Below are 13,597 nucleotides of genomic sequence, written 5' to 3' on the forward strand. Positions count from 1 at the left end.
GAGAATGAAATTAGTGGCAGGATTTATAAATTGGCAAGTTAATCGCTAAATTTACATTTTCGAAAGAGGTCTAATGATCATGTAACAACATTTTCAATAGGTGATTTTGGTGGAGATCAAAGAGATAGTGGTATTTTGAATGAAAAAGGTCAAGAGCTAAAAGGTCAAGAAGAAATTGAAAATGCAGCTTATTTATCTAGCCAAGGTGAATTAGGAAAGCTTAGTGAGGGCTTGGCGATGTATTGCGTAAAAAATAAATGTGGCTTCATTGATAAAACTGGCAAGGAAATTATAAAACGCCAATATCAAAAAACCGCTTTTAATTATAACTTTAGGTTAGGACGTAATATTGTCGGAAAAGAAGACAAAATGCTATTGATTGATTCATCAGGAAATGAGCTGACACCTTTATATGATGAGATCTTACGATTGAATGAGCCTTTGATGCGAGTTGCTAAAAATGGCAAATATGGCATGATTAATCAAGATGGAAAATTGGTTATTCCTATTATTTATGATGAAATTGAATATGACATGGGATGGTATAATCGAGCATCGACTTATCCTAGATTTTCATTTTATGCTTCAGATTTTGTTCCACCAATGTTTAATGGAGCAAGATTTTTTGATGGAGATATCGCATTGGTTAAGTTAAATGGAGAAAAGATTTATATTAATACGCAAGGTCAAAGAGTAAAATAAAAATTTCGAGATATTAATTTTCTTATTATAATATGGCGACTCGTAATACATATTTTACAAGTCGCCTTAACATATTAGGTTTTAGCTAATAGATTTCAGCTAAGTTCCTAAAAACAATTTAGGCTTTTAAAATTGATAATCACCATACTAATCTACACATTGCAGGTGCATTACCATAGCAATTATGTGGATTATATCTTTTTGTATCAATTTGATAGCCTTTATCTTTCATACATTGCGTTTGTACTCTAAACTGTTGTTCGCTAATTTGAGTAACATTGTCAATATAGTTACAAGAAGCCAAATCTTTTCTAACTTTTTGCGTGTCAGCATTTTGCATATGCCAAGCGTCCACAGCATCAGGTGGTGGCTGATAATAACTTGAGGATAAAGTAGCACAACTTGATAAGCTTAATGCTACACAAGCTAGAATTAGTGAATTAGAAATAATTTTCATTTGATAACTCTACTTAATTAGTCAGCACGCAACAAGTCATTGATACTGGTCTTAGCACGGGTTTGGGCATCGACTTTTTTCACGATCACTGCACAGTACAAACTATGCGAGCCGTCTTTGCTTGGAATGCTACCTGACACCACCACCGAACCTGCTGGGATACGACCATAGCTGATTTCGCCTGTTTCACGATCTAAAATCTTGGTAGATTGACCGATATACACGCCCATTGAAATCACCGAACCTTCTTCGACAATCACACCTTCTACGATTTCAGAACGTGCACCGATAAAGCAGTTGTCTTCAATAATCGTTGGATTGGCTTGTAATGGCTCTAACACGCCACCGATACCCACACCACCTGATAAATGCACGTTTTTACCGATTTGAGCACATGAACCCACCGTCGCCCATGTATCGACCATCGTGCCTTCATCGACATACGCACCGATATTGACATAAGATGGCATCAAGATCACATTCTTGGCGATAAATGAGCCTTTACGGGCTACAGCAGGCGGTACGACACGCATACCTGCTGCTTTAAATTGCTCTTCAGTCCATCCAGTGAATTTGGTATCGACTTTGTCAAAAAATTGCAAATCGCAAGATTCAATGATTTTATTGTCATTCAATTTAAAAGATAGTAATACCGCCTTTTTCACCCATTGGTTGACAATCCACTCACCATTGACTTTCTCAGCGACGCGTAATGTGCCATTGTCGAGCTTTGCTAAGGTATCTTGTACTGCATCACGGATGTCTTGTGGGCAATCTTGTGCAGTAAAATTGGCACGGTTTTCAAACGCTTGTTCAATCAATTGTGCAAGTTGTGACATGAGCTATTCCTATAAAAAAGGTTTAATGTTAAAAGATAAAATTATTCTAAACAAGAATGATAAATTTGCAACGCCAAATTTTGAGTTTTGATGGATTTAATATATATCGTTACAATGAAAATCCGATAAATGGTAGTTTTTAATATTGCTGTTCGGCAAATCAGTTTTCTTTAAGTCTTTTTTGTGGCGAGAAATGACGCATAAATGTAAAAAACATGTAAAAATAAGTCTTGTGTAGAATCAGTAATGTCTTATTTTTTTAATCTAAACATATGAAAAATATAAAATTTAAAGTTGTGTCAAAAAGTTACAAAAAATAGAACAAAGAGTTTACCTTTTTTTTCAAAATACAGTAAAATGTTGTCATTCAAACAATAGAGTTTGTTTTTTGAGGAGTTTTACAATGAAAATGTTAAAAGTTTTAGCTATCGCTGCATTGGCTACTTCTGCTACAGCTGCTATGGCAAATGAAAAAATCATCACTGAAGACGGCGTTGCAATCTTCAAAACTTTCAAACCAGCTCAAGTACGTGCTGAAGTTGGTACGAACGGTTACGGTGGTGCTGTAGGTTGGACAGTAAATCCAAATACTGGCATCGTTGCTGGTTATAATGGTGGTTCTATCAGCTGGACTGACAGTGTTAAGTATGATGGTTCTAGCTATGACCTTAAAATGGACAACAAAACTGCGTATGTAAATGCACAGGTTCGTCCATTTGCAAACTGGTTCTATGTTGCTGCGGGTGTTGGTTATTTAGACAATGACTACAAATTGACTCGTAACGTAAAAGCTGGTGAAAACTTCAAATTGAACGGTAAAGAATTCAAAACTCAGAAAGACGTTTCTATCACTGGTAAGTTTGCAAACAAAGGTTTTGCTCCGTACATGGGTCTAGGTTTCTCTCCTGACATCACTAGCCGTTTTGGCGTGTTTGGTGAAGTTGGTGCTTACTACACTGGTAACCCAGACGTTACTTTGACATCTAGTGAAGCAGTGTACAATGCTGCTGCACAAGCTGAAGCAAACAAAATCCGTACTGAAAACAAGTACAAGTATGCTCCAGTTGCAAAATTGGGCTTAACTGCACGCTTCTAATCAGTTAGATTTATCTAAATTGATTTAAAAAAACGAGTTTCGGCTCGTTTTTTTATTGATATGTGGGAGTAGAATAGGTATTTTTAGATAATTTTATGTACTTCTAATCATGTTAGAATAAGTTATTGTAAAATATTTTAGAGCAAAGTATGTCACATTTATATCAGTCCTACGTTGATCATTTAGAAGTTTTAAAACAAAAAAATAATTATCGGTTTTTTAAAAAATTACAACATGATGGACAGATGATTACCGTACAATTTCCTCACCAAAATAAAACCATGCTTAATTTGAGCTCAAATGATTACTTGGGTCTAGCACAGCGACGAGCGTTAAAACAACAATTTTTAGATGAATATCCATTACATACACAGCATTTTTCTAGCTCATCATCACGATTGCTCACAGGTAATTTTGAAGAATATGAACGTTTGGAACATACATTAAATCAAGCATTCGGGCGAGATAGTTTGATATTCAACAGTGGCTATCACATGAATATTGGCATTTTACCAGCACTCACTAATCAAAATAGTCTAATTATTTCTGATGAATTGATTCATGCCAGTATTATTGATGGTATTCGCCTTAGCAAAGCAAAACGTGAACGTTATCTACATCAAGATTTAAATCAATTAGAACAATTGATTATCACTGCTATGCAAGATGATACGATTGATAAAATTTTTATCGTCACTGAAAGTATTTTTAGTATGGACGGTGATATGACTGACTTAACGGCATTCGTACAATTAAAACAAAAGTATTCAAAAGTATTGTTATATGTCGATGATGCACATGGCGTGGGCGTATATGGTGAAAAAGGTCTTGGCTGTGCTGAGCATTTTAATTGTATTCATGATATTGATTTCTTAGTGGGGACATTTGGCAAGGCATTGGCATCAGTGGGCGGTTATTTGATTTGTGATACGGTTATTCGTGATTATTTGATTAATACTATGCGATCATTAATTTTTTCAACAGCTCAAGCCCCAATCAATATGGCATGGACGGATTTTATTTTTCAAAAAATGCAACAATATCAGCAGAAACGCCAACATTTACAACAGCTTAGCCATGATTTAAAACAAAGTATTTTACAGCGTGGGTTGAATTGCCCAAGTGATAGTCATATCGTGCCAGTCATCTATGGTGAAAATCATATAGCAATAGAAAAAGCCAATATCATGCAAGATGCAGGCTTTTATGTATTACCGATTCGTCCGCCGACCGTGGCAGTGGGCACAGCTCGAGTGAGAATTTGTCTGAATGCAGAGCTGAATTTATCGCAAATTGAGCCTTTATTTAAATTGCTTTAGTTTAAAGTTTAAACCTATTAATTGGATTAAATATGATGTTATGGGAAAATTTTAAATCAGGGGTTTATTTTATCAGTGGAATTGATACTGATATTGGTAAGACCATTGCGACTGGATATATTGCTCAGCAATTATTAAAACAAAAAATAAATGTCATCACTCAAAAGCTCATTCAAACAGGCTGCCAACATATTGCTGATGATATTATCCAACATCGAAAGATGATGGGTATTGACTTAACTCATGCAGACCAACAAGGTATTACTGCACCGTTAGTTTTTGATTATCCAGCATCGCCACATTTATCTGCACGCCTGCAAAATAAAACAGTAGATATTAATAAAATCTCCCATGCCACACAGCAACTTAGCAAACAATATGATGTGATATTATTGGAAGGGGCAGGGGGCTTAATGGTGCCAATCACAGAAGATTTACTCAGCATTGATTATATTGCTGAAAAAAAATATCCAGTTATTTTAGTGACATCTGGACGATTAGGTAGTATTAATCATACATTACTGAGTTTAAACGTGCTAAAACAATATCAATTGGAGGTTTTTGCTATCGTGTATAATCATATTCACGATAGCGATGACCTTATTATTAGTCAAGATACTCAACAATATTTAAAAAATTATCTAAACCAAAATCATCCTGAAGCATTATGGCTTGAACTTTCCAAGCTCTAGAAAGATTATCTTTTTTCACTGGCAGTTTTAAATGCATCAATCGCACGCACACGGCTAGATTTGAGATCGACAATCGGTCTTGGGTAATTTAATTTCTGTCCTACTTTTAAAAATTTGTAGGGCTCATGAATGGCTTTGTCATCCAAATGGGCGAGTTCGGGTAGCCATTTGCGGATAAACTGACCTTGCGGATCAAAGCGTTGCGATTGGCTAATCGGATTAAAGACACGGAAATAAGGCACACTGTCCGTTCCAGTTGATGCCGACCATTGCCAACCACCATTATTGGCAGCCAAATCACCATCAATCAGGTGTTGCATAAAAAAACGTTCACCATGTCGCCAATTAATCAGCAAATTTTTAGTCAAAAACATCGCCACCACCATACGCAAACGGTTATGCATCCACCCTGTGGCAAGCAATTGACGCATCGCTGCATCAACAATTGGAATGCCTGTTTGTGCAGTTTGCCAAGCTAATAAATCTTCAGGTGCGTCACGCCAATTGATATGTTGTGTTTCTGTTTTAAAAGGTTGATGACGACTGAGCTTGTCAAAGCCATAGAGTAGGTGCTGATAAAATTCACGCCATAACAACTCATCCAACCATACCATCAAGCCTTGATGTGGATAAGGCAGTTGTGGGCTATCTTGATTTTTGGTAATAGCCACTAAGCATTGGCGAATCGATAAAATCCCTGTATTTAAATAAGTAGACAATTGACTTGTACCGTGAATACTCGGAATATCACGCAATTGATGATAATCATAAATCTGTTTTTCAGCGAAGTCATGTAGTTGTTGTAAAGCATATTGTTCATCAATTTGCCAATATTGCTGAATATGCTTTAAGTATTCTGTCTGATTTTCTACAGCAATAAAGTCATTCATATTAATATTACTACTTGGGATATTTAGATTTTTTTGCTTTTTAGGTTGCGGTAAAATTGACAAATTTTGTTGTTCTAGCATATTTTCGAGGCGGTGATAACATTGCTTTTTAAATGCACCAAAAACCTTGTAATATTCACCTTGTTGATTGAGAATTGAACCTGTTGGAAAAATGGTTCGATCATGATGACAATGAAACTGAATACGATGAGTTGATAATAATTGTTCAATCGCTAAATCACGATTTTTTTCATTTAAACCATATTCTTGATTACAATGAACCTGTTGAATTTGATATTGCTGACATAATGTCAAAATGGCTTGTGGAATATCTTGCCAAAGATCACAATTTAAAATAATTAAGGGAATATTTAAATCTGCTAACTGTATTTTTAATTGTTGTAATTGTCGATAATATAAATCAATTTTACATACCGCATCATCGTGCATTTGCCATTGTTTTTGACTAATAATATAAAGAGCAATGGTATCACCTTGCTGTGTGGCATGGTGTAGGGCAGTATTATCTTGTAAACGTAAATCAGTGCGAAAATAATAAAGTTGCATCATAAAGTCCTATTGGTTTAGCAATAAAATAGGCAGAGCGAACTCTACCTACTTTTTGATTTAACTTATTTTATTCATCACGTTTAAAACGATTGTCTGAACGTGGGTGTTCATGGCGTTGCTCGTCTTGCCAGATACGTCCTTCGCCTTTTTTAGCTTTGTCTTGAAAGCGTGGCTTACGTTCCTCAAAGCGGTTACGATTGTCCGAACGGTCATTAAAACGGTTTTCGCTACGTTGTGGACGGTCGCCAAAGCGTTGGTTTTCACGTGGTTGACGGCTATCATTACGATTTTCACGATGCTCATGACGATTGTCATTGCGATCGTTACGCTCAAAACGTGGCTTGTCACCAAAGCGATTCCGATTATCCGAACGCTCATTGCGGTCATTAAAACGGTTTTCGTTACGTTGTGGACGCTCGCCAAAACGTGGTTTTTGGCTTGAGTCATGACGGTTGTTATAACGATTTTCACGCTGTTCATGACGATTATCATTGCGATCGCTGCGTTCAAAACGTGGCTTGTCGCCAAAGCGATTACGATTATCTGAACGTTCATTACGGTCGTTAAAACGGTTATCGCTACGCTGTGAACGTTCGCCAAAACGCTGGTTTTCACGTGGCTGTTGTTGATGGTCATCACGTTCAAAACGCTTGCCTTGGGCTTGTTCACGTTTTCTTTCACGCTGTTGTTCACGTTGGTCACGGGCAGCACGGGTTTGACGTGGTTGTGTACGAGCACGCAATGGATTTTCCATCATTTTAGCTTGACGGCGTTGTACATCGACCGATTGCACACCGGTTTGCTCACGTGGACGCAAATCGACCGATTTTGCCAGTTGGTCAATCGCCATACGGTCTAGCTCGAGCCAACGCCCTGTACGCAATTCACGTGGTAAGTGGATAATGCCATAACGTGTACGTAACAAACGGCTGACTTTTAGACCTTGTGATTCAAACAAACGACGTACTTCACGGTTACGCCCTTCTTTCACCACCACTTGATACCAACGGTTAAAACCTTCACCGCCTGCATCAATCAAACTTTCAAATTTGGCTGGACCATCGTCCAATTGTACGCCTGCAAGCAAGGTATTTTTCATTTCTTGGGTGACTTCGCCCATCACACGTACGGCGTATTCACGTTCGACTTCACGAGATGGGTGCATCAGGCGATTTGCCAATTCACCATCGTTGGTAAACATCAACAAACCCGTACTGTTAATGTCTAGACGACCGACCATTACCCAACGGTCTTGAGAGATTTGTGGCAAATGGTCAAATACGGTTGGACGACCTTCTGGATCGTTGCGAGAGCAGATTTCGCCTTCGGGCTTATAATAAATCACCACACGACGACGCATTTCACGTTCGATTTGGAATTGTACTTTTCGACCGTCGATACGCAATTCATCGGTACTGGCAACACGGTCACCCAGTTTTGCAACTTGACCGTTGATGCTGACACGCCCTTCACTAATCACTTGCTCCATATGTCTGCGTGAGCCGAGACCAACGCGGGCAAGCACTTTGTGTAATTTTTCGCTCATTCAAAAAAACCTGTAAATAAAAGCTTCAAAATCATGCGATTACAATAGCATACTAGGCTTTATTGCAATCACAAAAAATCATTAAAATCTGATGGTAAATATTGACATATCGAGTCATTTTAAGCAATCAAAATCCTGAAATTTACTCATTATTTTGTATCATTTGGTTTTTGTATTAAAAAATAATATAAATAATTAATTTTCTAAAAAATATATTTATTAAATAATATTCAGAAAAAAGGGATTTTTCACAATGAAAATATCATTTAAGTTTATTTATTTTATCAAAATACTTTTAAAAAATAAAATATCGGATTATAATCGATCAAAATTAACGATTTTAGATTGAATACGTTGCAGAAAAATATAATCGATTGTTAGTTTTTATAAAAATTTTCAAAATGGATGTTAAAAATGATTTCTCTATTTATCAAACAGCGTCTGACGCTGTTTAAAAACCGAAATTATGCATTCTTTTGTTTGAGTGGTTTATTTGCAACTTTTGCGGGGGCATTGGTGTTTGTTGCCATGTCTGCCTATGCCTTTACTACACAAGGTATTGTCGGTACAGTCAGTATCTTTATTGGCTGGACTGCACCTGCGATTGTGCTTGCACCTTTTATAGGTGCAATAGCAGACCGCTATAGCAAAAGAAATTTACTGATTATTTCAACATTAGTGCGTGGCTCTGCGATATTATTATTTGTATTGGCAGTAAATTATCACATAGCGGTTGCTATCGTATTTTTAGCTTTGATTCAAGGCACATTTAATGCGATTTATAGTCCTGCTGCAATACCTTTGATTTATAGTATTGTTGATGAACGACATTTATTGGCTGCCAATGCAACCATTGATATTGTTTATGAAGTTGTCTTTATTATTGGTTTGGCATCAAGTGGTATTATTTTATTGTATGTAGATAGTCATCATTTAATGATGATTGGTGCAATTTTTATGTTTTGTGCAGCGATTTTATTATTTTTGCTTAAAACAAATACGTCAGTTGGCAATAGCAATACAATACCATTGATGCAACCTAATTCAACAAAACAGGATAAGTTTTCCCCTTGGCAAGACTATAAATCTGCAATTGATTATTTACGGTCGCATCGCTTTTTATTCATTCCTTATGGCACGCAGACCGTGATTAGGGTTTTGATGATGTGTATTGCGACACTGTTGATGCCTTATGTGGTAGATGTATTAAAGCAAAACACTGCGGTCTTTGCTAAGTTTGAGATTGCGTTATCGATTGGCGTTATTGTTGGAGGTGTTTTGTCACCAATGATCGCCAAAAAGATTGGTGAAAATCAAACATTGGCGTTGTATCTGATACTACTCATGCTGGGTCTGAGCATCATGGCAGTCACACAACAATGGCAATTTGCAATCGTTGCCTATAGCTGTGTTGGCGTCGGTTTTGCCAGTTGGGCATTGGCGGTAACGGCATCGCAAAAGCAATGCGAGAATAGTTATCATGGACGTATGCAAGCGACCTTTGAAGCATTATCAGGATTATTCATTTTATTGATTTCCTTATTGCTGATTATTTTTGAAAAAGCTGTATCTATTCGTATGATGTACGTTATATTTGCAGCAGTGAGTTTTTTAACCTTTCTTATGGTATTCATACAAGGATATCGTCAATACAAAAGTATTTCACATGACTAGGATGATTGGATTATATGAAACGATTTTATCGATATTTTGAAAGCATAATAGAAACCTATCCAGAACAAGGTCTTATATATAGCAAAGATGGTCTTTTTGCTTTTATTTGGGCATGTACAAAAGGCTTTCGTGGTTGGCTACTGATTTTTGCGATACTGACCGCATTATCTGGGCTATATTGGGCATTTATTTATACGTGGGTTGGTCAAATTGTAGATTGGATGTCTATGTACACACCACAGCAATTTTGGCAAGAGAAAAAAAATGCCTTACTGTTGATGGTTTTGATTACGGCACTGATACCTATATTGACCTTTTTTGAAACTACTGTTCAGCATCAGATATTGCACGGTGTCACGCCAATGCGGTTGCATTGGATTTTTCACCGTCATATGCTTGGTCAATCCATGCAATTTTATCAAGATGAATTTTCAGGACGTGTTGCGGCAAAAGTGATGCAAACTGCTTTGGCAGTGCGTGATGTGATGATGTCGATTATCGCTACTTTTGTCTATCTGATCACCTTTATTGTTGGGGCAAATGTCGTACTAATTCAGCTCAACCCATTGTTGGCATTGCCATTTTTATTGTGGTTTCTGATGGTCGTGAGTTTAACGATATTTTTACTACCCAAACTACGAGCGACTTCACAAGAGCAAGCGGATGCTCGTGCTTTGATGACAGGGCGTATTACCGATGCTTATGCCAATATTAGTACGGTCAAATTATTTAGCCATTCTAGACGTGAGCTCAGCTATGCTAAATATGCAATGCAATTGTTTATGGACAAAGTGAATTACCAAATGCGTTTGGTATCGACCTTAGAGATTTTGGTGTCGTCGATTGCGATCATTACAGTAAGTAGTAGTCTAGGACTAAGTATTTACTTATGGAGTTTGGGTAAAGTTACGGTAGGAACAGTGGCTGTCGCAGGTGCCTTGGCGATTCGTTTGCAGGGTGTGACACATTGGGTATTATGGGAAACAGCAGGCTTATTTGAAAACTTAGGTACTGTGGCGGATGGTAAAAAGACCTTAACTACACCACACTCTGTTGTGGACAAAAAAGATGCCACAATTTTCCAAGTACAAAAAGGACAAATCGACTTTCAGCAAGTGTTATTTTATTATGGTAAAAACAGCCAACAAGTCTTGTTAAAAGAGTTTAATTTGCATATCCAAGCAGGGCAAAAAATCGGCTTAGTGGGACGTAGTGGGGCAGGTAAATCCACGTTGGTGAATTTATTATTGCGTTTTTATGATGTCAATGGTGGACAAATCATCATCGATGGACAAAATATCGCTGACGTGACGCAAGAATCATTACGCCAACACATCGGTATGGTGACGCAAGATACATCATTGTTGCATCGTACTATTCGTGAAAATATTGCCTATGGTCGTCCTGATGCTACGGATGAAGAGATTGTCGCTGCGGCTCAAGCTGCTCATGCGTGGGAATTTATTCAGACTTTGCAAGATAAGCATGGCAATACTGGCTTAGATGTCGAAGTCGGTGAGCGCGGAGTAAAATTATCGGGTGGACAAAGACAGCGTATCGCCATCGCTCGGGTGATGTTAAAAAATGCACCGATTTTATTGCTCGATGAAGCGACCAGTGCTTTGGATAGTGAAGTGGAGCATGCCATTACCAGTAGTTTGAATGACATGATGGCAGGTAAAACCGTGATTGCCATTGCTCACCGTCTATCGACTATTGCATCAATGGATAAATTGGTAGTCATGGACAAAGGGCAAATCGTGGAAATGGGTTCGCATGATGAACTCTTGGCGAAAAACGGTATCTACGCTCAGCTTTGGTCTAGACAAAGTGGGGGATTTTTGGGGGATGCTGATTGATTTATTATTAATCCGTATTCTACTGTCTAGGTGAGTTTCGGCTTGCCTAGATTTTTATTTTTAATTGAACTTTGGAAATTATAGTGGCTAGATTTTATAGTATCAAAGGGTGGTTTGAGTGTTTAGACGATGAAGTATTTATAGTTAAACATCAGATTGATGAATTTTGGCGATTGAATTATTCAAATTATGCTATGGATAGTGAGAGAGCGAATTTATACCAACAGGGTTGGATTGTTCAAGAACAGCAAATAAATGGTATAAGGTTTATATTCTTTGGTTCGATGGTAAATTCAATTTATGTGGGTTTCTTTGAAGATTTGATAAAGCATATATTAGAATTAGGTTTAAATTAAATCTATCTGGCTATTTTGAGTTTGAAAATACTGATGAATTAGAAATTACCGAATGGAAAATACGTCATGATAAGCTTGAGTATAAATAAAATCAGCTTGAATTTAGCTATATTCTTGAAATAATAATGATTATATAATGATGTTGAAATTAGACTGGTTTTTCAACATCATTCACCGCTTGCAAAGCTTGGCTTGGGTCTTCTACTACAGGTAAATCCGCCAAACTTTGCAAACCAAACGCATCTAAAAATGCAGGTGTGGTCACCAACAAAGCAGGTCGTCCTGGCACTTCACGAAAGCCTGATTCTTTAATCCAACCATATTCAAACAAAGTACGTAAGGCTTGACTGTTTGTAGTTACGCCACGCAATTGCTCAATATCACCACGCGTAACAGGTTGCTGATAAGCAATCACCGATAAAATTTCTAATAAAGTATTGGAAAGCTTAATCGGACGCTCAGGCCAAGCTTGATGAATAAAATCACGATATTTGGCACGCACTTGGAATTTAAAACCTTGAGCGGTTTCTACCAATTCCACCGAACGCCCGTGCTGTAAAATGGCAAGCTGTTGTAATAATTGGCGAATTTGTGTACTGCTAAAATTACCGTTTAAGGCTTGCTTGATTCTCGCCACACTGATCGGTGCTTCACTGGCAAATACAAGGGCTTCAATTTGCATCAATACTTCATGGTGATTGTCTTGGCTGTTCATATTTAATCTCGTAAAATTGGCAATTTAAAATAAAATCAATTACATATAATAGCGGCTTTGCACCGTTAAGGCTTGCTGTTGTCCATCATGTACAATGGCAATTTCTTGCTGCTTGACCAATTCCAAAATCGCCATAAACGTCACCACAACACCGACACGCCCTTGCTCGGGACGTAATAAATCTTGCAATTGATACTGTCCACCTTTGGCGACTTTTTCACAAATAAATGCCATACGTTCTTCCAATTGTACCGCTTCATGCTTAACACGATGTACATGTGGCTCGGGGCGATAGAGTAGGCAACCTAAAGCATCTTGCAATAGATTGGCAGAATAACCCGACACATGAATTGGGCGTTCGCCACTGCTTACGTCGGCATCAAATACATCACGCTCTAAAATATTCAATTCAGATAAACGCTGTGCCGCCTGTTTGATTTGTAAATATTGTTCCAAACGGCGAATCAATTGTTTTTTCGGGTCTTGTTCGATATTTAATGTTTCAGGCTTTGGTAATAATAATCGTGATTTAATATCCGCTAATAATGATGCCATCAACATATAATCCGCAGTCAGCTCAATATCTAAAGATTTCATTTTGTGCATATATTCGATATATTGTTCGGCAATCGGGGCAATATCAATACATGCCAAATCAAAACCATTTTTTTGTACTAAATATAATAAAAAATCCAATGGTCCTTCAAATTGCTCTAATAATATGGAAAAGGCTTCAGGCGGAATATATAATTCATCGGGAATATTTTCTACCGTTTCACCCAAAACACGAATATATAATTCATCAATATCTGATAATTTAGATTCAATAGATGCTTGGCTGGCTAAATCGACACTGGACATGGTAAAAATGATAGTGCAAAA

Annotated in this window: 13 protein-coding genes; 7 read left to right on the forward strand and 6 right to left on the reverse strand. The window is 37.4% G+C overall.

All coding sequences use genetic code 11. The annotated features are described in order from the left end of the window. Positions 1 to 135 precede the first annotated feature (135 nt). Positions 136 to 702: a WG repeat-containing protein gene (locus ACEYX7_RS04265; protein WP_374900232.1), complete on the forward strand. Its 567-nt coding sequence runs from the start codon at positions 136 to 138 to the stop codon at positions 700 to 702. 139 nt (positions 703 to 841) lie between these two features. Here the strand turns inward: ACEYX7_RS04265 and ACEYX7_RS04270 are convergent, their stop codons facing one another. Beyond that, on the reverse strand, positions 842 to 1,159 hold the full coding sequence (locus ACEYX7_RS04270; protein WP_374805288.1) for a hypothetical protein: 318 nt from the start codon (positions 1,157 to 1,159) through the stop codon (positions 842 to 844). A gap of 17 nt (positions 1,160 to 1,176) precedes the next feature. Then, positions 1,177 to 1,998, reverse strand: a complete 822-nt coding sequence (gene dapD / locus ACEYX7_RS04275; protein ID WP_374805289.1) for a 2,3,4,5-tetrahydropyridine-2,6-dicarboxylate N-succinyltransferase — start codon at positions 1,996 to 1,998, stop codon at positions 1,177 to 1,179. Between the two features lie 403 nt (positions 1,999 to 2,401). Between dapD and ACEYX7_RS04280 the strand changes: the two genes are divergently transcribed. The 3 genes from ACEYX7_RS04280 (at position 2,402) to bioD (ending at position 5,105) form a co-directional block, all read left to right on the forward strand. Then, positions 2,402 to 3,094, forward strand: a complete 693-nt coding sequence (locus tag ACEYX7_RS04280) for a hypothetical protein (protein ID WP_374900233.1) — start codon at positions 2,402 to 2,404, stop codon at positions 3,092 to 3,094. A 149-nt stretch (positions 3,095 to 3,243) separates the two neighbouring features. Further along, positions 3,244 to 4,413 (forward strand): aminotransferase class I/II-fold pyridoxal phosphate-dependent enzyme, encoded by a 1,170-nt coding sequence (locus tag ACEYX7_RS04285; RefSeq protein ID WP_374805291.1) that lies wholly within the window; start codon positions 3,244 to 3,246, stop codon positions 4,411 to 4,413. Between the two features lie 35 nt (positions 4,414 to 4,448). Continuing rightward, a complete protein-coding gene (bioD, locus tag ACEYX7_RS04290; RefSeq protein WP_374805292.1) occupies positions 4,449 to 5,105 on the forward strand; it encodes a dethiobiotin synthase in 657 nt (218 codons plus the stop codon). Between the two features lie 5 nt (positions 5,106 to 5,110). Here the strand turns inward: bioD and phrB are convergent, their stop codons facing one another. Both phrB and rluB read right to left on the reverse strand, forming a co-directional pair. Next, the gene (gene phrB / locus ACEYX7_RS04295) at positions 5,111 to 6,562 is read right to left on the reverse strand and encodes a deoxyribodipyrimidine photo-lyase (protein ID WP_374805293.1); all 1,452 of its coding nucleotides are present in this window, start codon (positions 6,560 to 6,562) and stop codon (positions 5,111 to 5,113) included. A gap of 70 nt (positions 6,563 to 6,632) precedes the next feature. Beyond that, positions 6,633 to 8,111 carry a 23S rRNA pseudouridine(2605) synthase RluB gene (rluB, locus tag ACEYX7_RS04300; RefSeq protein WP_374900234.1) on the reverse strand — a complete coding sequence of 493 codons (1,479 nt, stop codon included), beginning with the start codon at positions 8,109 to 8,111 and terminating at the stop codon, positions 6,633 to 6,635. Positions 8,112 to 8,525: 414 nt separating this feature from the next. Between rluB and ACEYX7_RS04305 the strand changes: the two genes are divergently transcribed. The 3 genes from ACEYX7_RS04305 to ACEYX7_RS04315 all read left to right on the forward strand — a co-directional run bounded on the left by ACEYX7_RS04305 (position 8,526) and on the right by ACEYX7_RS04315 (position 12,000). Continuing rightward, positions 8,526 to 9,785: an MFS transporter gene (locus ACEYX7_RS04305; protein WP_374805329.1), complete on the forward strand. Its 1,260-nt coding sequence runs from the start codon at positions 8,526 to 8,528 to the stop codon at positions 9,783 to 9,785. A 14-nt stretch (positions 9,786 to 9,799) separates the two neighbouring features. Further along, positions 9,800 to 11,644, forward strand: coding sequence for an ABC transporter ATP-binding protein (locus ACEYX7_RS04310; RefSeq protein WP_374805330.1), 1,845 nt, complete (start codon positions 9,800 to 9,802; stop codon positions 11,642 to 11,644). An 83-nt stretch (positions 11,645 to 11,727) separates the two neighbouring features. After that, positions 11,728 to 12,000 carry a hypothetical protein gene (locus ACEYX7_RS04315; protein WP_374805332.1) on the forward strand — a complete coding sequence of 91 codons (273 nt, stop codon included), beginning with the start codon at positions 11,728 to 11,730 and terminating at the stop codon, positions 11,998 to 12,000. A 148-nt stretch (positions 12,001 to 12,148) separates the two neighbouring features. Here the strand turns inward: ACEYX7_RS04315 and scpB are convergent, their stop codons facing one another. Together scpB and ACEYX7_RS04325 are read right to left on the reverse strand one after the other, a co-directional pair. Then, positions 12,149 to 12,715 carry an SMC-Scp complex subunit ScpB gene (gene scpB, locus ACEYX7_RS04320; protein WP_374805333.1) on the reverse strand — a complete coding sequence of 189 codons (567 nt, stop codon included), beginning with the start codon at positions 12,713 to 12,715 and terminating at the stop codon, positions 12,149 to 12,151. Between the two features lie 39 nt (positions 12,716 to 12,754). Continuing rightward, on the reverse strand, positions 12,755 to 13,576 hold the full coding sequence (locus ACEYX7_RS04325) for a segregation and condensation protein A (protein WP_374805335.1): 822 nt from the start codon (positions 13,574 to 13,576) through the stop codon (positions 12,755 to 12,757). Positions 13,577 to 13,597: the final 21 nt, after the last annotated feature.

The organism is Hubeiibacter jixunmingi (genome assembly GCF_041928215.1).
GTDB lineage: Bacteria > Pseudomonadota > Gammaproteobacteria > Pseudomonadales > Moraxellaceae > Acinetobacter.